The 22,849-nt window shown below is 71.6% G+C and carries 20 protein-coding genes and 1 pseudogene; 10 read left to right on the top strand and 11 right to left on the bottom strand.

Going from position 1 to position 22,849, the window contains the following annotated elements; translation table 11 throughout:
- Positions 1 to 94 precede the first annotated feature (94 nt).
- Positions 95 to 1,537, bottom strand: a complete 1,443-nt coding sequence (locus ACIO3R_RS31065) for a dihydrolipoyl dehydrogenase family protein (RefSeq protein ID WP_402110307.1) — start codon at positions 1,535 to 1,537, stop codon at positions 95 to 97.
- A gap of 117 nt (positions 1,538 to 1,654) precedes the next feature.
- On the opposite strand from ACIO3R_RS31065, the gene trxA reads away from it, so the two are divergent.
- Positions 1,655 to 2,026 carry a thioredoxin gene (gene trxA, locus ACIO3R_RS31060; protein ID WP_363024598.1) on the top strand — a complete coding sequence of 124 codons (372 nt, stop codon included), beginning with the start codon at positions 1,655 to 1,657 and terminating at the stop codon, positions 2,024 to 2,026.
- A 79-nt stretch (positions 2,027 to 2,105) separates the two neighbouring features.
- Here trxA and ACIO3R_RS31055 read toward each other — a convergent pair whose 3' ends face one another.
- Positions 2,106 to 2,384: a hypothetical protein gene (locus ACIO3R_RS31055; RefSeq protein ID WP_385041236.1), complete on the bottom strand. Its 279-nt coding sequence runs from the start codon at positions 2,382 to 2,384 to the stop codon at positions 2,106 to 2,108.
- A 58-nt stretch (positions 2,385 to 2,442) separates the two neighbouring features.
- Positions 2,443 to 3,462 (bottom strand): LacI family DNA-binding transcriptional regulator, encoded by a 1,020-nt coding sequence (locus ACIO3R_RS31050; RefSeq protein ID WP_402110305.1) that lies wholly within the window; start codon positions 3,460 to 3,462, stop codon positions 2,443 to 2,445.
- 201 nt (positions 3,463 to 3,663) lie between these two features.
- On the opposite strand from ACIO3R_RS31050, the gene ACIO3R_RS31045 reads away from it, so the two are divergent.
- Positions 3,664 to 4,131, top strand: coding sequence for a type II toxin-antitoxin system PemK/MazF family toxin (locus ACIO3R_RS31045; protein WP_385041230.1), 468 nt, complete (start codon positions 3,664 to 3,666; stop codon positions 4,129 to 4,131).
- A gap of 122 nt (positions 4,132 to 4,253) precedes the next feature.
- Here ACIO3R_RS31045 and ACIO3R_RS31040 read toward each other — a convergent pair.
- Positions 4,254 to 5,097: pseudogene (locus ACIO3R_RS31040) on the bottom strand (TIGR02452 family protein).
- Positions 5,098 to 5,244: 147 nt separating this feature from the next.
- On the opposite strand from ACIO3R_RS31040, the gene egtA reads away from it, so the two are divergent.
- From egtA to egtD, 4 genes are read left to right on the top strand one after another with little or no spacing between them, the layout of a single operon-like run.
- Positions 5,245 to 6,561: an ergothioneine biosynthesis glutamate--cysteine ligase EgtA gene (egtA, locus tag ACIO3R_RS31035; RefSeq protein WP_385041224.1), complete on the top strand. Its 1,317-nt coding sequence runs from the start codon at positions 5,245 to 5,247 to the stop codon at positions 6,559 to 6,561.
- On the top strand, positions 6,558 to 7,907 hold the full coding sequence (egtB, locus tag ACIO3R_RS31030; RefSeq protein WP_402110303.1) for an ergothioneine biosynthesis protein EgtB: 1,350 nt from the start codon (positions 6,558 to 6,560) through the stop codon (positions 7,905 to 7,907). The genes egtA and egtB overlap by 4 nt, the downstream gene beginning before the upstream one ends.
- Positions 7,907 to 8,662 (top strand): ergothioneine biosynthesis protein EgtC, encoded by a 756-nt coding sequence (gene egtC, locus ACIO3R_RS31025; RefSeq protein WP_402110301.1) that lies wholly within the window; start codon positions 7,907 to 7,909, stop codon positions 8,660 to 8,662. The genes egtB and egtC overlap by 1 nt, the downstream gene beginning before the upstream one ends.
- Positions 8,659 to 9,621, top strand: coding sequence for an L-histidine N(alpha)-methyltransferase (gene egtD, locus ACIO3R_RS31020; protein WP_402110299.1), 963 nt, complete (start codon positions 8,659 to 8,661; stop codon positions 9,619 to 9,621). Before egtC ends, egtD begins: the two co-directional genes overlap by 4 nt.
- Here the strand turns inward: egtD and ACIO3R_RS31015 are convergent.
- The 3 genes from ACIO3R_RS31015 to ACIO3R_RS31005 all read right to left on the bottom strand — a co-directional run bounded on the left by ACIO3R_RS31015 (position 9,564) and on the right by ACIO3R_RS31005 (position 12,721).
- Positions 9,564 to 10,463, bottom strand: coding sequence for a lysophospholipid acyltransferase family protein (locus ACIO3R_RS31015; RefSeq protein WP_402110297.1), 900 nt, complete (start codon positions 10,461 to 10,463; stop codon positions 9,564 to 9,566). The two genes, egtD and ACIO3R_RS31015, sit on opposite strands and share 58 nt — an antisense overlap.
- Positions 10,460 to 11,293 carry a GNAT family N-acetyltransferase gene (locus tag ACIO3R_RS31010; protein ID WP_402110295.1) on the bottom strand — a complete coding sequence of 278 codons (834 nt, stop codon included), beginning with the start codon at positions 11,291 to 11,293 and terminating at the stop codon, positions 10,460 to 10,462. Before ACIO3R_RS31010 ends, ACIO3R_RS31015 begins: the two co-directional genes overlap by 4 nt.
- Before the next feature lie 171 nt (positions 11,294 to 11,464).
- Positions 11,465 to 12,721 carry an extracellular solute-binding protein gene (locus ACIO3R_RS31005; RefSeq protein ID WP_402110294.1) on the bottom strand — a complete coding sequence of 419 codons (1,257 nt, stop codon included), beginning with the start codon at positions 12,719 to 12,721 and terminating at the stop codon, positions 11,465 to 11,467.
- A 200-nt stretch (positions 12,722 to 12,921) separates the two neighbouring features.
- Between ACIO3R_RS31005 and ACIO3R_RS31000 the strand changes: the two genes are divergently transcribed.
- Complete coding sequence (locus tag ACIO3R_RS31000) at positions 12,922 to 13,137, top strand: dodecin (protein ID WP_385352327.1); 216 nt, start codon at positions 12,922 to 12,924, stop codon at positions 13,135 to 13,137.
- A gap of 40 nt (positions 13,138 to 13,177) precedes the next feature.
- On the opposite strand, the gene ACIO3R_RS30995 is transcribed toward ACIO3R_RS31000, so the two are convergent.
- Positions 13,178 to 13,666: a hypothetical protein gene (locus ACIO3R_RS30995; protein WP_402110293.1), complete on the bottom strand. Its 489-nt coding sequence runs from the start codon at positions 13,664 to 13,666 to the stop codon at positions 13,178 to 13,180.
- Positions 13,667 to 13,880: 214 nt separating this feature from the next.
- Here ACIO3R_RS30995 and ACIO3R_RS30990 point away from each other — a divergent pair, with 214 nt between their 5' ends.
- Entirely contained in the window at positions 13,881 to 16,340 is a 2,460-nt protein-coding gene (locus ACIO3R_RS30990; protein WP_402110292.1) for an ABC transporter, read from the top strand.
- A 249-nt stretch (positions 16,341 to 16,589) separates the two neighbouring features.
- Positions 16,590 to 18,359, top strand: a complete 1,770-nt coding sequence (locus tag ACIO3R_RS30985; protein ID WP_385041326.1) for a glycosyl hydrolase family 18 protein — start codon at positions 16,590 to 16,592, stop codon at positions 18,357 to 18,359.
- A 64-nt stretch (positions 18,360 to 18,423) separates the two neighbouring features.
- Here ACIO3R_RS30985 and ACIO3R_RS30980 read toward each other — a convergent pair whose 3' ends face one another.
- Genes ACIO3R_RS30980 through ACIO3R_RS30970 form a run of 3 tightly spaced genes read right to left on the bottom strand, consistent with a single transcriptional unit; the run spans position 18,424 to position 21,825 of the window.
- Positions 18,424 to 19,170 (bottom strand): succinate dehydrogenase/fumarate reductase iron-sulfur subunit, encoded by a 747-nt coding sequence (locus ACIO3R_RS30980; RefSeq protein WP_123464940.1) that lies wholly within the window; start codon positions 19,168 to 19,170, stop codon positions 18,424 to 18,426.
- Positions 19,167 to 21,116 carry a fumarate reductase/succinate dehydrogenase flavoprotein subunit gene (locus ACIO3R_RS30975; protein WP_385036105.1) on the bottom strand — a complete coding sequence of 650 codons (1,950 nt, stop codon included), beginning with the start codon at positions 21,114 to 21,116 and terminating at the stop codon, positions 19,167 to 19,169. Before ACIO3R_RS30975 ends, ACIO3R_RS30980 begins: the two co-directional genes overlap by 4 nt.
- Before the next feature lies 1 nt (position 21,117).
- Positions 21,118 to 21,825 (bottom strand): succinate dehydrogenase, encoded by a 708-nt coding sequence (locus ACIO3R_RS30970; RefSeq protein WP_402110290.1) that lies wholly within the window; start codon positions 21,823 to 21,825, stop codon positions 21,118 to 21,120.
- 95 nt (positions 21,826 to 21,920) lie between these two features.
- On the opposite strand from ACIO3R_RS30970, the gene ACIO3R_RS30965 reads away from it, so the two are divergent.
- Complete coding sequence (locus ACIO3R_RS30965) at positions 21,921 to 22,838, top strand: LysR family transcriptional regulator (RefSeq protein WP_385036103.1); 918 nt, start codon at positions 21,921 to 21,923, stop codon at positions 22,836 to 22,838.
- The last annotated feature ends 11 nt before the right edge of the window (positions 22,839 to 22,849 follow it).

Here is a 22,849-nt window from a genome sequence, read left to right as displayed (position 1 = left end):
GTGTGGTCCCGCCGGGCGGTCGGCCCGGCGGGACCACGTGGCCCGGCGGCAGCGACACGGACGGACGGGCCGCGTCCCGGACCGTCCATGAGCCCTACGGCCCCCGGTACGTCTCCAGGAGCCGCAGCCAGATCTCGCTGATCGTCGGGTAGGCGGGGACCGCGTGCCAGAGCCGCTCGATCGGTACCTCCGCCACGACCGCGATCGTCGCCGAGTGCAGCAGCTCGCCGATGCCGGGGCCCACGAAGGTGACGCCGAGCAGGATCTCCCGGTCGAGGTCGACGATCATGCGGGCACGGCCCCGGTAGCCGTCCGCGTACAGACCGGAGCCCGCCACCGCCGCGAGGTCGTGGTCGACGGCCCGGACCCGGTGGCCCGCCTGCTCCGCCTCGGCGAGGGTGAGGCCGACCGACGCGGCCTCCGGGTCGGTGAAGACGACCTGGGGCACGGCGGCGTGATCGGCGGTGGCCGCGTGGGCGCCCCAGCGGTCCGTCTCCAGCAGCGGGACGCCCTGGGCGCGGGCGGCGATCGCCGCTCCGGCGATGCGGGCCTGGTACTTGCCCTGGTGGGTCAGGAGCGCCCGGTGGTTGACGTCACCGACGGCATAGAGCCAGCCGGTTCCCTCCACCCGGCAGCTGTCGTCCACGGTGAGCCAGGAGCCGGGCTTGAGGTGCACCGTCTCCAGCCCCAGGTCGTCGGTGCGCGGGGCACGGCCGGTGGCGAAGAGGATCTCGTCGGCCTCGATGCTCTCGCCGTTGTCCAGTTCGACGGTGACGGGCCCGTCCGGGGCCGGGCGCCGTACGGAGGTGGCCGAGACACCGAACCGGACGTCGGTCCCGGCGTCGGTCAGCGCCTGCGCGATCAGCTCACCGGCGAACGGCTCCATCCGGGGCAGCAGCCCCGTGCCGCGGACCAGCATGGTGACCTCGGCGCCCAGGGCGCCCCACACCGTGGCCATCTCCACACCGACCACTCCGCCGCCGACGACGACGAGCCTGCCGGGCACCTCCTTGGCGCTGGTCGCCTCACGGCTCGTCCAGGGACGGGCGTCTGCGACTCCGGGCAGGTCGGGTACCACGGCCCGGCTGCCGGTGCAGACGGCGACGGCGTGCCGGGCGGTGAGCCGGTGTTCCGTGCCGTCGGGTGCCGTGACGGAGACCGCCTTCGTCCCGGTCAGCCGGCCGGTGCCCCGGTAGATGTCCGCGCCGATGTTCTCCAGCCAGGCGACCTGCCCGTCGTCCTTCCAGTGCGAGGCGTACGTGTCCCGGTGGGCGAGGACGGCCGCGGTGTCCAGCGGGCCCTGCACGGATCCGCTGAGGCCGGGGACGCGGCGGGCGTCGGCGCGGGCGACGACCGGGCGCAGCAGGGCCTTGCTCGGCATACAGGCCCAGTACGAACACTCACCGCCGATGAGCTCGGACTCCACGATCGCGGTGCTCAGCCCGGCGGACCGGGCCCGGTCCGCCACGTTCTCACCCACCGGACCTGCACCGATGACCACGACGTCGTACTCGACAGGCTCCACAGCATGTGTCATGAGGACCATTTTGGTCGTGGGTGTGCGCGACGGCCACATGGGCAGGCGGAATAGTGCAAGCACAGGCACCGTTGTCCGGGGACACGTCCGCACGGGCACAGGAAGAGGTAGCAGAGCATGAGCACCGTAGAGCTCACCAAGGAAAACTTCGATCAGGTCGTCAGCGAGAACGAGTTCGTCCTGATCGACTTCTGGGCTTCCTGGTGCGGCCCGTGCCGACAGTTCGCGCCGGTCTACGACTCGGCGTCCGAGCGTCACGCCGACCTGGTCTTCGCCAAGGTCGACACGGAGGCGCAGCAGGAGCTGGCCGCGGCCTTCGAGATCCGGTCGATCCCGACGCTCATGATCGTCCGGGACAACGTGGCGGTCTTCTCGCAGCCGGGCGCGCTGCCAGAGGCAGCGCTGGAGGATGTCATCGGCCAGGCCCGGAAGCTGGACATGGACGAGGTCCGCAAGTCCATCGAGGACGAGCAGAAGAACCAGAAGTAGACGTCCCGCGGAGGCGCGGGACGCACAGCGGGGTCCGGCCGTTGACGGCCGGACCCCGCTGCGTTGCCGCGGGGCGGCCTCAGCCGTCCGTGTGCTTCTCCGAGATCCGGACCGAGAGTCCGTAGTCGATTTCCGAGCCGTCGACCAGGAGTGCCTCGACGGTGTGCGTCGCCGGGTCGATGTCCGCCACCATGCCTTCGCCGGCGTAGCGGGGGTAGCCGGTCTCGCCCGTCGCCCCGGTCGCGTCCACGACCGCGGACCGGATGGCCTGCCCGACGCCGGAGGTGCCGATGTCGGCGCCCTTGCTGTCGGTGAACTCGGGGACCAGCAGGATCTCGTAACTCTGCGGATGGCTCATGGTCATGACGCTAGGCACGGGAGGTCCGCGGCGCACGTTGCCGCGCTGGCGGGACGGTTCAGCTCGATTCCCGGTGGACGGCCCGTGCGCGCAGCAGGTCGTGCCGCTCGGGTTCCTTCCCGGGGTGCCGCACCAGGCGGTCGACCAGGTCGGCGAGCGGCTGCACCGTGTCCAGTTCCATCCGTACGCTGCTGAGCCTGGGCCTCAGCAGCCTCCCCAGCATCAGGTCCTCCGCGCCCACTACCGCGGTTTCCGCGGGGACCTCGATGCCGGTGTCCTGCAGCGCCCGCATCAGGAGCATCGCGTAGTTGTCGTCGTAGGCGAAGACGGCGTCCAGGCCGAGCCCGCGCCAGCGGGCGGCGAGCGCGGCGGCCGACTCCTCGTCGTGGCGCAGCGGCAGCGGCTCGATCCGGGCCGCGCCGTCGGCGGCCTGCCGGGCACCGGCGAGTCTGGGTTCGGCGAACAGCGCCAGGCCCGGTTCCTCTGGCATCACCACGCCGATGCGGCGCCGGCCGCGCTCCAGCAGATGGCGGACCGCGCAGCCGCCGACCCTGCGCTGGTCCATGATCAGGGCGTGGGTGCCCGCCACCGGCCGCGGTCCGAGCGTGATCACCGCCTTGGCGCCGGAGCGCCGGAGTACGGCTGTGCCCTGCGGGGCGAGGGGGACGGAGCCGGGCACGATGACGGCGACGGGCCGGAGCTCGGCCCAGGCGCGGGCCGCGTCGTCGGCGTCGAGTCCGAGGGAGCCGTACTGGACCACGGTGTAGTCGAGGCGGCGCAGTCCGGATTCCAGCTCGTGCAGGAAGCGCTGGTGCAGTGGTCCGGAGGGGAATCTCCCGGTGGGCAGCAGCACCATGCGGGAGTGTCCGGCGCGCAGGCTCCGGGCGGCCGCGTGCGGTACGTAGCCGAGTTCGGCAGCCGCTTCCCGCACCCGGCGGCGGGTGGGATCACTGATCCGTACGGCCGCGTTGTTGTTCAGTACGTACGACACGGTGGCCCGGGAGACCCCGGCGAGCCGTGCCACATCGGCGCTGGTCGGGACGGGGCCTTCGGCGGGCTGCTCGGGTAACTGAATCATCGCGTCGGGCAGTCTTACAGACCTGTTCGGTACGGGTGTGCTCCGGCCCCCGTGCGGCCGGTGCGAACCTCGGCCCGAGGTGCGCACCGGGCCGGACGGTCCGGCGCGGTCCGCTCGGGTGCCGGTCGGCCGATGCCGTCCGGCGGCCCGTTTCGCGGACCCGCTCCACGCGTGGGGCCGTGCAGGTTCTACGGTGTTGCGATGACCATCCAGCACCGCAGCGACATCAACGACGGCTCGACCGACTTCCCCGGCCGCAGTGGTCCGGGCGCCACTTCCCAGGCCGACCCGCACGACGTGGGCCCGGTCCGCGCCGCGTACGCCCCCAACCGGGACGGTGATCCCGACCCCGGCGAAATCGTCTGGACGTGGGTGCCGTTCGAGGAGAACGACGGGCGGGGCAAGGACCGCCCCGTCCTCGTCGTGGCACGTGAGGGGGCGGGCACCCTGCTCGCCGTACAGCTCTCCAGCAAGCAGCACGACCAGGACCGCGAGTGGGTGGCACTGGGCGCCGGGCCCTGGGACAGCTCGGGGCGCCCCTCCTGGGTCGATCTGGACCGGGTGCTGCGGGTGCACGAGGACGGGATGCGGCGTGAGGCGTGTGCCCTGGACCGGGACAGGTTCGACCTGGTCGCCGATCGGCTGCGGGAGCTCTACGGCTGGAAGTGACGGCCTTCCGCGGCTCGTCACGTCCATGGGCGCCCCCGTGCGACCGTGCCGGGCCGCTCGGCCGCCGGCCCGAACGGCTCAGGCGGGCCGGGCCGGATGAGGTCGAAGCCTATGGCTCAACGTCAGGGTGAGGGTTGAGCCGTTTCCCCGAACACGTGATCGAATGCGGCCCTCGTGGGCGAATCCCCGTCGCGGTCGAGAATGCCGAAGACGAGCTGCTCGAAGTGCCCCGCGAACCGGCCGCCGTCGGTGAGCAGCGCGCGGAACACGCCCGCCACCTCCATCGGATCGTTCTGGAACACCCCGCAGCCCCAGGCACCCAGCACCAGCCTGCGGTATCCGCGCACCGCCGCGACCTCCAGCACCCGTTCGGCCCGTGCGGCGAGCGCGGCGGCGACGAGGTGCGCGGAGCCGGGGGCGGTGCGGCGGATCACGCCGGCGTTGGGGGCGGGCGAGGTGAGGAATCCGGCCGTGTACGGGGTGTCGAGCAGCCGGCCGCGGTCGTCGCGGAAGACCGGCACGCCCGGTGAGTGAATGACCCGGTCGGTGTAGAAGGCGCTGCGTTCGGCGCGGTGGTGCGCGTAGTACTCCGGGGCCCGCCGCAACGTGGCGTAGAGCGCGGAGCCGCGGCACAGGGCCTCCTCCTGCGCCTGGGCCCCGTTCAGGTATCCACCACCGGGGTTGCGGGCCGAGGCGTAGTTCAGGACGGCGACCTTGCCCGGCCGTTCGCCCGCCATCCGGGCGGCCGCCTGCAGGCTGCTCTCGCCGGTCACCTCGATGACCGGGGTGCGGTCGCGGTCCAGCGACGCCACCGGCACCGGCTCGGGGCCGTACAGCCTGGTACCCGAGAGGGCGGCTGCCAGTGCCCGTTCGATGCTCACCTCACGCCCCTGCGGCGTGCGGTAGAAGCCCGCCTCGACGATGGACTCTGGTCTCTCGCGCGATGCCGCGCAGCCGGGCGCTCACCGGCCCTCCCCCTTATGGTGCATACGGGGCATGATCGATGCCCCCGCGGCTCGGACGCAACCGGTTTTCCGACGCGCAGGGGCACTCTTGTGTGAACTCCCGGCAGGGGTTTGGGTAGGACGGACGCACCGGAAAAGGAGGCCCGGCATGTCACCCGACGCATCCGGCGGCCACGGTCCGCCCGATCACGGCCCGCCCCTCGACGAGGGCGAGGCGGAGGATTTACTGCGTGGCATCTGCTTCAAGACGGGACCGCCGCGCATCGTGGGAGTGGAGCTCGAATGGCTCCTGCACGATCGTGATCATCCACGCACGCCCGTCCCGCACCACCGTCTCGAAGCGGCCGCGGCGGCCGTCCGGGCACTGCCCCTGAACGCCGCCGTCACCTTCGAACCCGGCGGCCAGCTGGAGCTCAGTTCGCGCCCCGCCGATTCCCTCATGGCGTGCGTCAACGACACCGCCGACGACCTCGTGGCCGTCCGTGCCGCGCTCGACCGGCTGGATCTCGCTCCGGTCGGACTCGGCGTCGATCCCTGGCAAACGCCGCGCAGACTGCTGCGCGAACCCCGCTACGACGCCATGGAGGCCTCGCTCGACAGGTGGGGACCGGCCGGCCGCGCCATGATGTGCACGACCGCGTCCGTCCAGGTCTGCCTGGACGCCGGTGAGGAGGAGCCCGGCCCGCTCGGTTACGGGCGGCGCTGGCAGCTGGCCCATCTGCTGGGTGCGGTGCTGGTGGCGGCGTTCGCCAACTCGCCCTTCCAGCAGGGCAGGCCGACGCCATGGCGGTCGACGCGTCAGTCCCTGTGGGCCGGCCTCGACCCGCATCGCACGCTCGCCCCCGCCGGTCAGCTGCCGCCCCGTGACGCCTGGGCCTCGCACGTCCTCGACACGCCGGTCATGTGCATCCGCGGCGAGGCGGGGCCGTGGCCCGTGCCCGAGGGGCTCAGCCTCCGCGACTGGATCCGGTCCGGGGCGCCGCGGCGCCCCGTCCTGGCCGACCTCGACTACCACGTCACCACGCTGTTCCCGCCGGCCCGTCCGCGCGGACACCTGGAGCTGCGCATGATCGACGCGCAGTCCGGTGACGACGGGTGGCTGGTGCCGCTCGCGGTCACCACTGCCCTGTTCGACGACCCGGAGGCCGCCGAGACCGTGTACCGCACCGTCAAGCCGCTGGCCGAGACCGCGGGGCCGCTGGCCGCTCCACGCAATCCGCTCTGGCTCGCCGCCGCCCGTGACGGACTCACCCATCCAGAGCTGGGGGCCGCGGCCGCCGTGTGCTTCGAGCTGGCCCTGGAGGCGCTGCCCAGGATGGGCGCGACGCGCAAGGTGCAGGACGCGGTGGCGGATTTCCACGACCGCTACGTCACACGCGGCCGATGTCCCGCCGACGATCTCCGGGCGCTGCTCGCACCGGACCGGGCGGACGGCTGGTACGACCCGAAGGGGACCCCCTCATGACCGACTCCCCCGCACCCTCACCGGACGCGACGCGGAGCCAGGACGCACCGGACGCAGAGGCGCTCCGTGAGCGCGCTGTCGCCGCGCTCCTCGCCGCACGTGAACGCACCACGCTCCTCACCGACAGCGTGGACGACCATGAACTCACCGCCCAGCATTCACCGTTGATGTCGCCCCTGGTCTGGGACCTCGCGCACATCGGCAATCAGGAAGAGCTGTGGCTGCTGCGCGACGTCGGCGGGCGGGAGGCGATGCGCCCGGACATCGACGGACTGTACGACGCCTTCGAGCACCCGCGCGCCAGCCGCCCGTCGCTGCCACTGCTGGCCCCCGCCGAGGCCAGGTCGTACGCCGCCGAGGTGCGCGGCCGGGCCCTGGACGTGCTGGGTTCCGCACCGCTCGGCGGCCGCCCGCTGCTGCGGTCCGGATTCGCCTTCGGCATGATCGCCCAGCACGAACAGCAGCACGACGAAACCATGCTGATCACTCATCAGCTGCGGTCCGGGCCCGCCGCGCTCAGCGCCCCGGAGCCGCCGAGGGCCACCGACGCGGCCACCCTTCCGGACGAAGTACCGGTTCCGGGAGGCCCGTTCACCATGGGAACCTCCACCGAGCCATGGGCTCTGGACAACGAACGCCCCGCGCACCGGCGTGAGGTGCCCGGATTCCTCATCGACACCGCCCCGGTCACCTGTGGCGCGTACCGGGCTTTCATCGAGGACGGCGGCTACACCGAGCAGCGCTGGTGGGCGCCCGAGGGGTGGGCGATGGTCCGTGAGCACGAGCTGACGGCGCCCCTGTTCTGGCACCGGGACGCCGGTCAGTGGCTGCGCCGCCGCTTCGGCGTGACCGAGCCGGTGCCGGCGGACGAGCCGGTGCTGCATGTCAGCTGGTACGAGGCGGACGCGTACGCCCGCTGGGCCGGACGCAGGCTTCCCACCGAGGCCGAGTGGGAGAAGGCGGCCCGCCACGACCCGACCGCCGGTCGCTCCCGGCGCTATCCGTGGGGCGACGAGGACCCGACGCCGGAGCGCGCCAACCTGGGCCAGCGCCATCTGCGGCCCGCCCCCGCCGGGGCGTACGCCGCCGGGCGGTCGCCGTCCGGCGCGGGGCAGTTGATCGGCGATGTGTGGGAGTGGACGTCGAGCGACTTCCTGCCCTACCCGGGCTTCGCGCCGTTCCCGTACCGCGAGTACTCGGAGGTGTTCTTCGGTCCCGGGCACAAGGTGCTGCGCGGTGGGTCGTTCGCGGTGGACGCGGTGGCCTGCCGGGGTACGTTCCGCAACTGGGACCTGCCGGTCCGGCGGCAGATCTTCTCGGGTTTCCGCACCGCGAGGGATGCCTGATGTGCCGTCATATCGCCTACCTGGGACCGTCGGTGCCCCTGGGCGAGGTGCTGACGCGCCCCGCGCACTCACTGGTGCGCCAGTCCTGGGAGCCACGCCGGCAGCGGCACGGGACGGTCAACGCTGACGGCTTCGGCGTCGGCTGGTACGCGGACGGGGACCCGGTCCCCGGACGCTACCGCCGGCCGGGGCCCGTCTGGGGCGACCGGACCTTCGCCGATCTCGCCAGAGTGGTGCGCAGCCGTGCCGTGCTCGCCGCGGTCCGCGATGCCACGGAGTTCGATCCGGACGGCGAGGCCGCGGCCGCGCCGTTCGCCGAGGGCGCGGTGCTGTTCAGCCACAACGGGGTGGTGAAGGGCTGGCCCGGATCGATGGCGCCGCTCGCGGCGACACTGCCCGCGGCCGAGCTGCTGAGGCTCTCCGCCCGCTGCGACTCGGCACTGATCTGGGCCCTGGTGCAGCACCGGCTCGCGGCGGGCGACGCGCTCCCGCAGGCCGTGGCCGACACCGTGCTGGAGGTCGCAGAGGCGGCGCCCGGTTCCCGGCTCAACCTGCTGCTCACGGACGGCTCCACCATCGTGGCGACGGCCTGGGGCGACAGCCTGTGGCACCTGTCCGAGCCCGGCCGGCACGTGGTCGTGGCCTCGGAGCCCTTCGACGACGATCCGCGCTGGCGCGAGGTCCCCGACCGCACGCTGCTGACGGCGACCCGCGCCGATGTTCTGCTGACCCCGCTCAAGGAGCCCACCGAGTGAGTCCTTTTCTGCTGACCCGCACCCTGCCGGTGGACGCGACGGACGCCGCGCTGCGCGCCGATGTGCTGCACGGCCTGACCCGGCAGCCGAAGACGCTGCCGCCCAAGTGGTTCTACGACGCCCGCGGCAGCGAGCTGTTCGAGGAGATCACCCGGCTGCCCGAGTACTACCCGACGCGTGCCGAGCGGGAGATCCTGATCGACCGGGCGGACGCGATCGCTACCGCGTCCGGCGCCCGGACCCTGGTGGAACTGGGCTCTGGCTCCTCGGAGAAGACCCGGCACCTGCTCGACGCCCTGCCCCGGCTGCACACCTATGTGCCGGTCGACGTGAGCGAGAGCGCGCTGCGCGGGGCGGCGGAGGCGCTGCTGAAGGAGCGGCCCGGCCTGTCCGTGCACGCGCTCATCGCCGACTTCACCGGCGCGCTGTCGCTGCCGGAGACCCCGGGGCCGCGGCTGGTCGCGTTCCTGGGCGGCACCATCGGCAATCTGCTGCCGCAGGAGCGGGCCGCCTTCCTGGCGTCGGTACGGTCGCTGCTCTCCCCCGGTGACAGCCTGCTGCTCGGCACGGATCTGGTGAAGGACGAGGAGGTGCTGGTGGCGGCGTACGACGACGCCGCAGGGGTGACGGCGGCGTTCAACCGGAACGTGCTGTCGGTCGTCGACCGGGAGCTGGGTGCGGACTTCGAGCCCGCCGACTTCGAGCACGTGGCCCGGTGGAATCCCGCGCGGGAGTGGATCGAGATGCGGCTGCGGGCCCGGCGGGATCTCACCGTGAAGATTCCGGAACTGGATCTGGTGGTGCCGTTCGAGGCGGGTGAGGAACTGCGGACCGAGGTGTCCGCGAAGTTCCGCGAGGAGGGCGTACGGGACGAACTCGACCGGGCCGGACTGCGGCTGGCTCAGTGGTGGACCGATGCGGCGGGCAGGTTCGCGCTGTCGCTCGCCACGGTGGACTGAGCCAGCCGGGCCAGCGCCCGGCGGCCGGTCCGGCTGTCCGCCGGGATCCGCGGCAGCACGCGGATCTCGGCGGTCAGCCCGGCCGCCGTCACCACCCGCCACAGCGAGGCGGTCAGCGGATCGTCGCCGACGAACGCGGCGGCGCCCGCCGGGGTAAGGTTCCCCGGCGGTCCGGCACGGTAGCGGATGCACAGCGGCTGGACCGCGGCCCCGGCATCGATCGCGGCCTGGAACACCGCGGGCCGGAACCGGCCGCCCGGCCCGCGGCCGCACCACGTACTGCCCTCCGGGAAGACGACGACCCGTGACCCGCCCCGCAACGCCGAGGCGACGGCGCGCACAGTGGCGGGCAGCGCCCGCAGCCGCTCGCGCTCGACGAACAGGGTGCCGCCGAGCGCCGCCAGCGGGCCGAGCAGCGGCCATCGCCGGATGTCCCCCTTGGCCAGCATCCGGCCGGGGCACACGGTCGCGACCAGCGGGATGTCCAGCCACGAGACATGGTTCGCGACGACGAGCACGCCCCGGCCGCCCCCGTACACGGCGTCGGAGTGGCCGAGCGCACCCCGCATGGCCGGACGTCCACCGTGGGCGGGCGGCGGCCCGATGACGCGGACCCGCACCCCGAACGCCCGCACCACCCCGTACGCCCAGCACCGGATCAGCCGCTCCCGCGGGCCCCTGCCGAGCAGCGACAGCACGAGCGGGGCGCACAGCGCCCCGGCCAGGGTCAGTGCACATCCGGCCAGCAGCAGGGCCGCCGCCGGGACCGGATGCCGGGACGGGCCCCCATGACCGGCGCAGCCGGCCGGGGTGCAGGGGGAGGCGGGCAGCCAGTGGCTCACTGCTGCGGGGCGAGCGAGAGGAAGTGGCGCAGATAGCGCGGGTCGGTGCCGCGCAGCGACAGCAGGACGTACAGATCGGCGACGTTGAATTCGGGGTCGTGGGCGGGCGCCCCGCAGATCCGGGCGCCGAGGCGCAGATAGCCGCGCAGCAGGGGCGGGAGCGCGGAGAGTCCGCCGGGGCCGCCCGGGAGCGCGGCCGGGGCCTGCCAGAGGCGGTGTGGGGAGACCCAGTAGTCCTCGGGGGCGAGGTGCTTGTTCCGTACGGTCTCCCAGGCGCGTGCTGCCGCCGTACCGCCGTCGGAGAGGGGTATCGAGCAGCAGCCGGCCAGCCAGTTGTGTCCGCTGCGCTCCATGTAGCGGGCCAGGCCGGCCCAGATCAGGGCGATGACCGCGCCGTCGCGGTGGGCCGGGTGGACACAGGAGCGGCCGACCTCGACCAGGTCGTCGCGGATCGGGGCGAGCCGGGCGAGGTCGAACTCGCCCTCGGCGTAGAGGCGCCCGGCGATCCGGGCCCGCTCCGGCGGCAGGAGACGGTAGGTGGCGACGACGTCGCCGGTGGCCACCTCCCGGACCAGGAGGTGGTCGCAGTACGCGTCGAACGCGTCGCTGTCCAGCCCCGGTTCCGGGCCCTCCAGCCGGGCGCCGAACTCGGTGGCGAAGACCTGGTGGCGCAGTCGCTGGGCGGCGCGCACCTCCGCCTGGTCCGCGGCGAGGGAGACCCGGTAGCGCGGCGGGGCGGCGGACCGCGCCGTCTGCTGCGCCGGGAGGGGCGGGACGGCGGCGAGGGGGACGGCGGAGGAGGCGGGGGAAGCGGTGGGCAGCGCATGCATGACGGTCTCCGGGGACGGGTCGGCAAGGGCGGCTGCCGGGCCGCCGCAGCAGTACGGCGGCCCGGCTCCTTACTTCTTCCGTGACCGGCTGGATTCGACGTGACCGCCATGGAGAGCCGGGATGTGCGACGGCTGAATCCCGCGGTGCGCGCCGTGCCGCCGACCGCGCCGTCAGCTGCCCGAGAGCGCCGCCGTGATCTTCTCCGAGGCGGTCTTCGCCTCCTTCGCCGGGTCACCGCCCTGCAGGACGGCCGTCATGTACGGCTTGATCGGGTTGTCGGCCTCCACCGCCGCCCACTGCGAAGAGTTGGGGGTGGCGTGGCCCTGGGCGGCTCCCTCGGCCATCGCGGCGGTGCTCTCCTCGCCCTCGATGACATGGGCCAGGGTGGTCTTGTTGGGCACGTAGCTCATGGTCTTGGCCAGCGCCTCCTGCCACTTGGCGCCGGCGAGTTCCTTGATCACGTCGATGCCGGCGGTCCGCTGGTGCGCCTTCTCCGGAACGATCAGATCGGATCCGCCGGTGAATACGGAACCGGGAGCCTTCGAGGTCTTGCCCGGGATCGGGAAGTACCCGAGCTTGCCCTTGAGTTCGGGATTCGCCTTCTCGATCAGCGTCGCGGTACTGGGGGTGGAAATGATCTGTGCGACATTCCCCTGGGCGAACACATTGCCCTGCGAGGGCTTTTCCTCGTCCGCGTCCTTGGGCCCGTCGCCGAGCGCCTGGAGTTCCTGGTAGAACTCCATGCCCTTGAGAGCCGCCGCACTGTTGAGGGCGCCCTGCCAGTCGCCGCCCTTCTCGTTCGCGAGTTCGCCGCCCTCGTCCCAGATGAAACCGGCGAGTACATACCAGTTCTGGCCCGGAAGATACATGCCCTGATTGCCGTCGTGGTTCAGCTTCTCGCTGTCCGCGAGCCACTGCGCACGCGTCTTCGGCGGAGAGGTGATGCCCGCCTCCTCGAAGAGGTCCTTGTTGTAGATCACCACACGGTTGGCCGCGTACCAGGGGATTCCGTACTGGACGCCGCCGATGCTGCCCGGCTCGGCGAGACCGGGCAGCCAGTCCTCGCTGCCGAGGTCACGCATCGATTCCAGGGTGAGATCGCGCAGTCCGCCGCTCTCCGCGTACTGGGCGACCTGGGTGTTGCCGACCTCGATGACATCGGGGGTGTCCTTGCCGCCGAGGGCGTCGATGACCTTCGGCCCGATGCCACTCCAGCTCTGAATCCTGAACTCCAGTTCGACCGACGAGTGCGCCTCTTCGTACGACTTCTTGAAGCGGTCCAGGAAGTCGGGCGTAACACTGTCCTTCATCAGCCAGATCGTGACTTTCTTGCTGCCCGAGCCCCCCGAACCCGGGATCACACCGCACCCGCCCAGTGCGGCAACGGATATCAGGGCAACAGCTCCTACGAGCATGCGGTTCTTCACGGGGTCACCTTCTGCGAAACGGCACGAAAAAATCAGGACCCGGTGTGGGGGACTGCGGGCTGCGCTCGCACGGGCGTGGCTGGATTTTGGTATGGACCAATACTTTGGTCAAGGCCGGTTCCGGACGGCCGCCCGCCCCGCGAACTCTCGCGAACCCCGCCAAGGTGGGGCACCTTGGTAGAGGCGAGAGGAGACATAAGATGTCAAACCATACGTATCGCGTCACGGAGATCGTAGGAACCTCCCATGAGGGCATCGATGCGGCCATCCGCAACGGGGTCGCGAGGGCTTCGGAAACGTTGCACAATCTCGACTGGTTCGAGATCACACAGGTGCGTGGCCAGATCAAGGATGGCCAGATCGAGCACTATCAGGTCGGCCTGAAAGTCGGCTTCCGGCTCGACGACAAGGGCTGACAGCCAGGGCCGACGACAAGGGCCGCGGGGCCCGGCCGGGTCAGGTACGCCCTTCGCGCTGCTGCGCGTCCCTCAGGGCGGGCGACACCTGCGTCCAGCGGGCGCGCACCACGGTGAACCCGGCCAGTTCCGCCGCGTCGCAGACCAGCTCGTCGTCGTCGACCAGCATCCGCACCTCACGCTCCCGGCCCAGCCGCTCCAGGATCTCCAGCTTCGTCCGGCGGGCCGGCCGGCGGTCGTCGTTGCGCCGCATCCGCAGGCGCCCCTCCGGCAGGCCGTGCCGCGCCAGCCAGGCAACGGTGTCCTTGCGGCAGCGTTCGGGCCGGCCGGTGAGATAGGTGACCTCGCACTCCTCGGCGCTGCTCAGTGCCAGCCGTACGCCCTCGGTGAGCGGGGGATCGTCCACGGCGGCGGAGAAGAAGCCGGCCCAGTCGCGCCGCGCCCCCTCCAGGAAGTGCTGACGGTGCGCGGTGTCCGCGAGTGTGCCGTCCAGGTCGAATACGGCCAGGGGCCGGGCATCGTCTCTCATGGGCCCAGCAAACCAAGGAGGCGCGGCCTTCGGCGAACCGGCACGGCACAGGCCGGCACGGACCGTTGACCCGATCGGACCGTTGACCGATCGGCCTCGGAGGGCCCGGCAACGCGCCGACACCTAGAATCGGACTGTTTGTCCCAACCGGCCCGCACGCCTGCCTGCCCGTCGGCCCGCACGCCCGTCCCGAACCGTATGGAGCCCCGCCCCCATGCCCACCCCCCACGATCCGTACGTCAGGGTCCGCGGCGCCCGCGAGCACAATCTCCAGGACGTCCGGGTCGACATCCCGCGCGACACCCTCACCGTCTTCACCGGTGTCTCCGGCTCCGGGAAGTCCTCGCTGGCCTTCGGGACGATCTACGCGGAGGCCCAGCGCCGCTACTTCGAGTCCGTCGCCCCGTACGCCCGGCGGCTGATCCACCAGGTCGGCGCACCCGCGGTGGACGAGATCACCGGGCTGCCGCCGGCCGTCTCGCTGGAGCAGCGCAGGTCGGCGCCCGGCGCCCGGTCGTCCGTGGGAACGGTGACCACGCTGTCGAACTCGCTGCGGATGCTCTTCTCCCGTGCCGGGACGTATCCGGCGGGCGCGGAGCGCCTGGACTCCGACGCGTTCTCTCCGAACACCGCCGCGGGGGCCTGTCCGCGGTGCCACGGTCTGGGCCGGGTCCACCGCACCAGCGAGGAACTCCTCGTACCCGACCCTTCGCTGTCGATCAGGGAGGGCGCGATCGCCGCCTGGCCCGGGGCGTGGCAGGGCAAGAACCTGCGGGACGTGCTGGACGCGCTCGGCCACGACGTCGACCGGCCGTGGCGTGAGCTGGACCCGGCCGACCGGGAGTGGATCCTGTTCACCGACGAGCAGCCGGTGGTGACCGTCCATCCGGTGCGCGACGCGGGCCGGATCCAACGCCCCTACCAGGGTACGTACATGAGCGCGCGTCGCTATGTGATGCATACGTTCGCCGACTCCAGGAGCCGGGCCCTGCGGGCGAAGGCCGAGCGTTTTCTGACCAGTGAGCCGTGTCCCGTCTGCGACGGCGGCCGGCTGCGCCCCGAGGCCATGGCCGTGACCTTCGCCGGCCGTACGATCGCGGAGCTGGCGGGGCTCCCGCTGACCGGGCTCGCGGAGGTGCTGTCGGCGGCCGGCGGCGGCGACACCGCCCGGGTCCTGACGGCCGATCTGCTGGCCCGGATCGAGCCGGTCACCGAACTGGGGCTCGGCTACCTCAGCCTGGACCGGACGGCTCCGACGCTCTCCTCCGGCGAGCTGCAACGGCTGCGGCTGGCCACGCAGTTGCGATCGGGGCTCTTCGGTGTCGTGTACGTCCTGGACGAGCCGTCCGCCGGCCTGCACCCGGCGGACACCGAGTCGCTGCTCGCGGTGCTGGGCCGGCTGAAGGAGGCCGGGAACACGGTCTTCGTCGTGGAGCACCAGATGGATGTGGTGCGGCGGGCCGACTGGCTGGTCGACGTGGGGCCGCTGGCCGGTGAGCACGGCGGGCGGGTGCTGCACAGCGGTCCGCCGGCCGGGCTCGCCGATGTCGCGGAGTCGGCGACGCGGCGCTTCCTCTTCGACGACGCGCCCGTTGCGGCGCGCGAGGTGCGCACGCCTTCCGGATGGCTGCGGCTGCACGGCGTGGAGCGGCACAACGTGCGCGGCGTCGACGCCGCCTTCCCGCTCGGGGTGTTCACCGCTGTCACGGGAGTGTCGGGCTCGGGCAAGTCGACGCTGGTGGGGCAGGTGCTGGCGGATGTCCTGGCGGACCGGCGGGCCCCGGCCGAGGCGGAGCAGATCCAGGAGCCGTCCCGGGAACGGCAGCGGGAGCGGCAGCGGGAGCGGCCTGCGGCCGGGTGCGCCTCGGCCGAGGGGCTGGAGGCGGTGGACCGCCTCGTCCAGGTCGACCAGAAGCCCATCGGACGTACCCCCCGTTCCAACCTGGCCACGTACACCGGACTCTTCGACGTCGTGCGCAAGCTGTTCGCCGCCACCGGTACGGCGGTCGAGCGCGGCTACCGGGCCGGGCGGTTCTCCTTCAACGTGGCGGGCGGGCGGTGCGAGACCTGCCAGGGTGAGGGGTTCGTGTCCGTGGAGCTGCTGTTCCTGCCCAGTACGTACGCGCCCTGCCCGGACTGCCACGGCGCGCGGTACAACCCGCAGACGCTCGAAGTCACCCTGCGCGGGCTGAACATCGCCCAGGTGCTGGATCTCACGGTGGAGTCGGCGGCCGGCTTCTTCGCCGGCACACCGGCCGCCGAACGCAGCCTGCGGACCCTGCTCGACGTGGGACTCGGCTATCTGCGGCTCGGGCAGCCGGCGACGGAGCTGTCGGGCGGCGAGGCGCAGCGGATCAAGCTGGCCGCGGAGCTGCAACGAGCCCGCCGGGGCCACACCCTCTATCTGCTCGACGAGCCGACGACCGGGCTGCATCCGGCCGATGTCGAGGTGCTGATGCGGCAGTTGCACGGGCTGGTCGACGCGGGCAGCACCGTGGTGGTCGTCGAGCACGACATGGCCGTGGTCGCGGGCGCCGACTGGGTGATCGACCTCGGTCCCGGCGGCGGCGACCGGGGCGGCCGGATCGTGGCGACGGGGACACCCGCGGAGGTGGCTCGGGCGGAGGAAAGCCGGACGGCGGCATACCTCCGGACATCGCTTCACCTCGCCTGACCGTTCTTTTCTCCCCAACTCCCCTATTTGCCCGGCCGGTTGCCGATTCGGGCAAGCAAAGAGAAATGAAACAGTAAAGAACGTTGACAGTTAGCTGGTCCAGACCAATTATGGGCATGCCTCACGGCCGCACCTGCCGTGTGGTACGTGACCTCCCGGCCGGGATTCACAGGAACGGGCCGCGCCCCTCACCGGGTGCGGCAGAGCCGTGCGATCCGCCCGTTGTCTCACTCCGCTGGGAGCTACCCCATGAGACGTCCAAGAACAGTCGCCGCCGTCCTGAGCGCGCTGGCCACGGCCGTCGCGTCCGCCGGTCTGGTCCTCGGATCAGGCGCCGGCGCGCAGGCCGCCGCGACCGCCGCCACTCCCCTGCCCGCCCATGTCTTCGCCCCGTACTTCGAGGCGTACAACGGAGACAGTCCGGCCGCCCTCTCGCAGGCGTCCGGTGCCAAGTACCTGACCATGGCCTTCGTCCAGACCGAGGCCCGCGGTTCCTGCACCCCGTACTGGAACGGCGATTCGAGCACGCCCATCGCCCAGTCCGAGTACGGCGCCGACTTCACGACCATCCGGTCGCGCGGCGGCGATGTCATCCCGTCGTTCGGCGGGTACGCCGCCGACAACGGCGGCACCGAGATCGCCGACAGCTGCACGAGCGTCGACTCCATCGCCGCGGCGTACGAGAAGGTCATCACGACCTACGACGTGTCGCGCCTCGACATGGACATCGAGGACAACTCGCTGGAGAACAGCGCCGGGGTGGACCGCCGCAACAAGGCGATCAAGAAGGTGCAGGACTGGGCCGCCGCCAACGGCCGCTCGGTGCAGATCTCTTACACCCTGCCCACCACCACGAGCGGTCTCGCCGAGAGCGGGCTCGCGGTGCTGGAGAACGCGGTGTCCAACGGCGCCAAGGTCGATGTCGTGAACCTCATGACGTTCGACTACTACGACGGCGCCTCGCACAACATGGCGCAGGACACCCAGACCTCGATCACCGGTCTCAAGGGCCAGTTGGCCGATCTGTACCCGTCGAAGACCGACGCGCAGCTGTGGGGCATGACCGGCATCATCGAGATGCCCGGCATCGACGACTACGGCCCGGCCGAGACGTTCACCACGGCCGACGCCACGGCGGTCTACAACTGGGCCGTCTCCAAGGGCGTCAGCACCCTGTCGTTCTGGGCACTGCAACGTGACAACGGCGGCTGCCCCGGCACCGGGGGCAGTGACACCTGCTCCGGGATCGCGCAGGACACCTGGTACTTCAGCCACACGTTCGCGCCCTTCACCACCGGTGGCGGCACGGGCCCGGTGACGGACGACTACTCGGTGGCCGTCGCACCCGGTTCGGCGACGGTCGCCCCCGGCGGGTCGGCCACGGCGACCGTGAGCACCGCGGTCACCTCCGGCAGCGCCAAGACCGTCGCGCTGACGACGAGCGGGGCACCGGCCGGCGTGACGGCCGCGCTCAGCCCGACGTCGGTCACCGCGGGCGGGACGTCGAAGCTGACAGTCACCGCCTCGGCCTCGGCGGCGCCCGGCACGTACAAGGTCAATGTGACCGGTGCGGCGGGCACGCTCAGCCACGCGGCGACCTTCACGCTGACGGTCTCCGGACCGGGCGGCGGCACCGGATCGCTGGTGAACGGCGACTTCGAGACGGGTTCGCTCGGCCCCTGGACCTGTGAGTCCGGCGGCTCGGTCGTCTCCACCCCGGTGCACGGCGGTACGCACGCGCTCGCGGCGGCGGCCACCGCCTCACAGACCGGCGAGTGCACGCAGACGCTCACCCTGTCCCCCAACACCAAGTACACGCTGAGCGGTTGGGTGCAGGGCAGCTACGGCTACCTCGGTGTGAAGGGCGGCGCGACGGCGAACACCTGGGGTTCGTCCAGTAGTTACGCCAAGCAGTCGGTGGCCTTCACCACCGGGTCGAACGGCACGGTGACGGTCTATCTGCACGGCTGGTACGGGCAGGGCACGGTCTACGGTGACGACCTCTCCGTGACCTCCTGACCCACGGGACGACGGAGCCCCGGCTCCGGAGGCGGGCGGCCTCCGGAGCCGGGGCTCATCCGGCTCAGCGGTGGACCTTGCGGGTAGCCCGCAGCCACTCCTTGTTCATCGCGGAGATCGACGGCAGCGGGATGCCCTTCGGGCAGGCCGTGGCGCACTCCCCCGTGAGGGTGCAGCCGCCGAAGCCCTCGCTGTCCATCTGCCCCACCATGTCCAGGACCCTGGTCTCGCGCTCCGGGGCGCCCTGCGGCAGGACGTTCAGGTGGTTGACCTTCGCCGAGGTGAACAGCATCGCCGAGCCGTTCGGGCAGGCCGCCACGCAGGCACCGCAGCCGATGCACTCGGCGTGCTCGAAGGCGAAGTCGGCATCGGGCTTGGGCACGGGCGTGGCGTGCGCGTCCGGCGCCGTACCGGTCGGGGCGGAGATGTAGCCGCCGGCCTGGATGATCCGGTCGAACGCAGAGCGGTCCACGACCAGGTCCTTGACGACCGGGAAGGCCGAGGCCCGCCAGGGCTCGATGTCGATGGTGTCGCCGTCCTCGAAGGACCGCATGTGGAGCTGGCAGGTGGTGGTGCGCTCCGGGCCGTGGGCGTCCCCGTTGATCACCAGACTGCACGCGCCGCAGATGCCCTCGCGGCAGTCGTGGTCGAAGGCGACGGGGTCGTCGCCGGCGAGGATGAGTTCCTCGTTGAGGGTGTCGAGCATCTCCAGGAACGACATGTCCTGCGAGATGCCCTCCACCCGGTAGGTGGACATGGCGCCGGGGGCGTCGGCGTTCTTCTGGCGCCAGACGCGCAGGGTGAGCTTCATGCGTAGCTCCGCTGAGTGGGGTGGACGTACTCGAAGACGAGGTCTTCCTTGTGCAGGACGGGAGCGTCCCCGGTGGCGGTGAACTCCCAGGCCGCGGCGTAGGAGAATTCCTCGTCGCGCCGGGCGGCCTCGCCGTCCGGGGTCTGCGACTCCGCACGGAAGTGGCCCCCGCAGGACTCCGCCCGGTGCAGTGCGTCGAGGCACATCAGCTCGGCGAGCTCCAGGTAGTCGACGATGCGGTTGGCCTTCTCCAGCGACTGGTTGAACTCCTCGCCGGTACCGGGGACCTTGATGCGGCGCCAGAACTCCTCGCGGATCTCCGGGAGCCGGACGAGCGCCTTGCGCAGTCCCTCCTCCGTGCGGGCCATACCGCAGTACTCCCACATGAGTTCACCGATCTCCCGGTGGAAGGAGTCGGGGGTCCGGTCGCCGTCGACCGCCAGCAGCAGACTGAGCCGGTCCTCGGTGTCGGCGACGGCCTCCTCCACCTCGGGGTGCGAGGCGTCGACCGCTTCGTGGTGCGGGTTGCGGGCCAGGTAGTCGTTGATGGTCGACGGCAGGACGAAGTAGCCGTCGGCGAGCCCCTGCATCAGCGCGGAGGCGCCGAGCCGGTTGGCCCCGTGGTCGGAGAAGTTCGCCTCACCGATCGCGAACAGGCCGGGGATCGTGGTCTGGAGGTCGTAGTCGACCCAGAGTCCGCCCATCGTGTAGTGCACGGCGGGGTAGATCCGCATCGGTGTCTCGTACGGGTTCTCCGCGGTGATCTGCGCGTACATGTCGAAGAGGTTGCCGTACTTCTCCTCGACCTTCGCCCGGCCCATCCGCTGGACGGCCTCGGCGAAGTCCAGGTAGACGCCCTGCCCGCCGGGACCGACTCCGCGGCCCTCGTCGCAGACGTTCTTCGCGGCGCGGGAGGCGATGTCGCGGGGCACGAGGTTCCCGAAGGCGGGATAGACGCGCTCCAGGTAGTAGTCGCGCTCGTCCTCGGGGATCTCGTTGGCGGGGCGGGTGTCGCCCTTGGCCTTCGGTACCCAGATGCGTCCGTCATTGCGCAGCGACTCACTCATCAGCGTCAGCTTGGACTGGTGCTCGCCGGTGCGCGGGATGCAGGTGGGGTGGATCTGGGTGAAGCACGGGTTGGCGAAGTACGCGCCGCGCCGGTGGGCGCGCCAGATGGCGGTGGCGTTGGAGTTCATGGCGTTGGTCGACAGGTAGAAGACGTTGCCGTAGCCGCCGCTGGCCAGCACGACCGCGTCGGCGAAGTACGTGTCGATCTTCCCGGTGACCAGGTCGCGGGCGATGATGCCGCGGGCCTTGCCGTCGACGACGATCAGGTCGAGCATCTCGGTACGGGGGTGCAGTTCGACGTTGCCCGCGGCGATCTGCCGGGACAGGGCCTGGTAGGCGCCGAGGAGCAGTTGCTGCCCCGTCTGGCCGCGGGCGTAGAACGTGCGGGAGACCTGGACGCCACCGAAGGATCGGTTGTCGAGGAGGCCGCCGTACTCGCGGGCGAAGGGGACGCCCTGGGCCACGCACTGGTCGATGATCTCGACGGAGATCTGGGCGAGCCGGTGCACGTTGGACTCGCGGGCGCGGAAGTCGCCGCCCTTGACGGTGTCGTAGAAGAGCCGGTGGACCGAGTCGCCGTCGTTGCGGTAGTTCTTCGCCGCGTTGATGCCGCCCTGGGCGGCCACCGAGTGGGCCCGGCGGGGCGAGTCCTGGAAGCAGAACTGGACGACGTGGTAGCCCTGTTCGGCCAGCGTGGCACCGGCGGAGCCGCCGGCCAGGCCGGTGCCGACGACGATGACGGTGTGCTTGCGGCGGTTGGCCGGGTTGACCAGTTTCGCCTCGAAGCGGCGGGTGTCCCAGCGTTCGGCGACGGGGCCGCCGGGGGCGCGGGTGTCGGCGAGGGGCTCGCCGGTCGCGTAGTCCGTGTAGTCGTTCATGTCAGCTCACCACTCCGGTCATGACGGCGACGGGTACGGAGACGAAGCCCAGCGTCAGCACCAGTGCGAGCGCGTTGGCGACGGTCTTCAGGGCACGCTCGCGGGTCGCGCGGCCCGCGCCGAGGGTCTGTGCCGCGCTCCAGAACCCGTGCTGCACGTGCAGCCCCATGGCGAGCATGGCGACGATGTAGATGACGTTGCCGTACCAGGTGGAGAAGGTGTCGATGACGTTCTGGTACGGGTGTCCGGACTGGAAGCCGCCGGAGTGCACGGTGCCGGTGGTCAGGTCCAGGATGTGCCAGACGATGAACAACGCGAGGATGATGCCGCCGTAGCGCATCGTGTTCGTGGCATAGCCGGCGCGCGGCTTCTTGTGCACGTACTTGCTGGGCCGGGCCCGGAGGTCGCGCCGGCTGAGCTGGTACGCGGAGACGGCGTGCAGCACCACGGCGGCGACGAGCACCAGCCGGACGATCCACAGCGCCCACTCGTGGTGCAGGAACGGCTCGCCCATCACGCGCAGCCAGTGCGCGTAGCCGTTGAACTCGTCCGACCCGAAGAAGATCTTCAGATTGCCGACCATGTGGACGACCAAGTAGAGGAGCATGATCAGGCCGCTCACGGCCATGATCGTCTTCTTGCCGACGGACGAGTCCCAGAGCGTACGCGTCATGGACGGCCGTCGGTCCGTCCGTGTTGCCAATGCCATGGACACGACGCTAGGGCCGAAGGCCCCGATCAGTCCAAGACATGGAGCAGCTGATATCCATAGGCACTGGCTATCGGTCGAGCTATGCTGCGTGTATGCAGTTCCAGCAGCTCATGTACTTCGTCGCTGTCGCCGAGGCCCGGCACTTCACCCGCGCCGCGGAGGACGTACATGTGTCGCAGCCCTCCCTCTCGCAACAGATCAGGGCCCTGGAGAACGAGCTCGGGGCCGAGCTGTTCAGCCGGGCCCGCGGGAACATCACGCTGACGGACGCGGGCGAGGCGCTGCTGCCGCTGGCGCGGCGCATCCTGGCCGACGCGGACACCGCCCGCCACGAGGTCCAGGAGCTGGCTCAGCTGCGCCGCGGCCGGGTCCGGCTCGGGGCGACGCCCAGCGTGTGCACGGGGCTGCTGCCCGACGTGCTGCGCGCCTTCCACGACCTGCACCCGGGCATCCAGCTGCTGCTGGAGGAGGGCGGTTCGCACGACCTGGTACGGGAGCTGGCGCGCGGCGCCCTCGATCTGGCCCTGGTGGTGCTTCCGCTCCCCGCGGCGTCGCCGGCCCTGACCACGGTCGAGCTGCTCCAGGAGGATCTGGTGGTGGTCTCGTCGGCGGACGGCCCGCGCCCCGGCCGGGGCGGGAGCGTCCGGATCGCGGATCTGGAGGGCGAACCCCTGGTGATGTTCCGGCACGGCTACGACCTGCGGGAGCTGACGGTGGCCGCCTGCCGGGCCGAGGGCTTCGAGCCGTCGTTCACCGTGGAGGGCGGCGAGATGGACGCGGTGCTCGGTTTCGTACGGGCCGGTCTCGGCATCGCCGTCGTCCCGAGCATGGTGGCGACCCGGGCGGGCCACGACCTGCGGACGACGCCGCTGGCGAAGCCGGGGCTGCGCCGCACGATCGCGCTCGCGCACCGCAGTGACGTGGCGCCGCCACGCGCGGCGCGCGAATTGCAGCGCGTGCTGCTGGCGAGCCGGGCGGACGCGCTGCCCTCAAGCCCCGGACCGGGGTGAGGGCAACGCGT

The organism is Streptomyces sp. NPDC087428 (assembly GCF_044744085.1).
Lineage (GTDB): Bacteria > Actinomycetota > Actinomycetes > Streptomycetales > Streptomycetaceae > Streptomyces.
Note: the sequence above shows the minus strand (reverse complement) of the source record. Positions and strands in the feature narration are given on the sequence as shown.

What these genes read in the sequence shown, in the direction of transcription:
- ACIO3R_RS30980 (WP_123464940.1), bottom strand. Translation starts at nt 19,170, where the DNA reads ATGAAGCTCACCCTGCGCGTCTGGCGCCAGAAGAACGCCGACGCCCCC.
- ACIO3R_RS30975 (WP_385036105.1), bottom strand. Translation starts at nt 21,116, where the DNA reads ATGAACGACTACACGGACTACGCGACCGGCGAGCCCCTCGCCGACACC.
- ACIO3R_RS30990 (WP_402110292.1), top strand. Translation starts at nt 13,881, where the DNA reads ATGCCCACCCCCCACGATCCGTACGTCAGGGTCCGCGGCGCCCGCGAG.
- egtA (WP_385041224.1), top strand. Translation starts at nt 5,245, where the DNA reads ATGTCACCCGACGCATCCGGCGGCCACGGTCCGCCCGATCACGGCCCG.
- ACIO3R_RS30970 (WP_402110290.1), bottom strand. Translation starts at nt 21,825, where the DNA reads ATGGCATTGGCAACACGGACGGACCGACGGCCGTCCATGACGCGTACG.
- egtC (WP_402110301.1), top strand. Translation starts at nt 7,907, where the DNA reads ATGTGCCGTCATATCGCCTACCTGGGACCGTCGGTGCCCCTGGGCGAG.
- ACIO3R_RS30965 (WP_385036103.1), top strand. Translation starts at nt 21,921, where the DNA reads ATGCAGTTCCAGCAGCTCATGTACTTCGTCGCTGTCGCCGAGGCCCGG.
- ACIO3R_RS31010 (WP_402110295.1), bottom strand. Translation starts at nt 11,293, where the DNA reads ATGCATGCGCTGCCCACCGCTTCCCCCGCCTCCTCCGCCGTCCCCCTC.
- ACIO3R_RS31000 (WP_385352327.1), top strand. Translation starts at nt 12,922, where the DNA reads ATGTCAAACCATACGTATCGCGTCACGGAGATCGTAGGAACCTCCCAT.
- ACIO3R_RS31065 (WP_402110307.1), bottom strand. Translation starts at nt 1,537, where the DNA reads ATGACACATGCTGTGGAGCCTGTCGAGTACGACGTCGTGGTCATCGGT.
- ACIO3R_RS31055 (WP_385041236.1), bottom strand. Translation starts at nt 2,384, where the DNA reads ATGAGCCATCCGCAGAGTTACGAGATCCTGCTGGTCCCCGAGTTCACC.
- ACIO3R_RS30985 (WP_385041326.1), top strand. Translation starts at nt 16,590, where the DNA reads ATGAGACGTCCAAGAACAGTCGCCGCCGTCCTGAGCGCGCTGGCCACG.
- ACIO3R_RS30995 (WP_402110293.1), bottom strand. Translation starts at nt 13,666, where the DNA reads ATGAGAGACGATGCCCGGCCCCTGGCCGTATTCGACCTGGACGGCACA.
- ACIO3R_RS31050 (WP_402110305.1), bottom strand. Translation starts at nt 3,462, where the DNA reads ATGATTCAGTTACCCGAGCAGCCCGCCGAAGGCCCCGTCCCGACCAGC.
- egtB (WP_402110303.1), top strand. Translation starts at nt 6,558, where the DNA reads ATGACCGACTCCCCCGCACCCTCACCGGACGCGACGCGGAGCCAGGAC.
- trxA (WP_363024598.1), top strand. Translation starts at nt 1,655, where the DNA reads ATGAGCACCGTAGAGCTCACCAAGGAAAACTTCGATCAGGTCGTCAGC.
- ACIO3R_RS31045 (WP_385041230.1), top strand. Translation starts at nt 3,664, where the DNA reads ATGACCATCCAGCACCGCAGCGACATCAACGACGGCTCGACCGACTTC.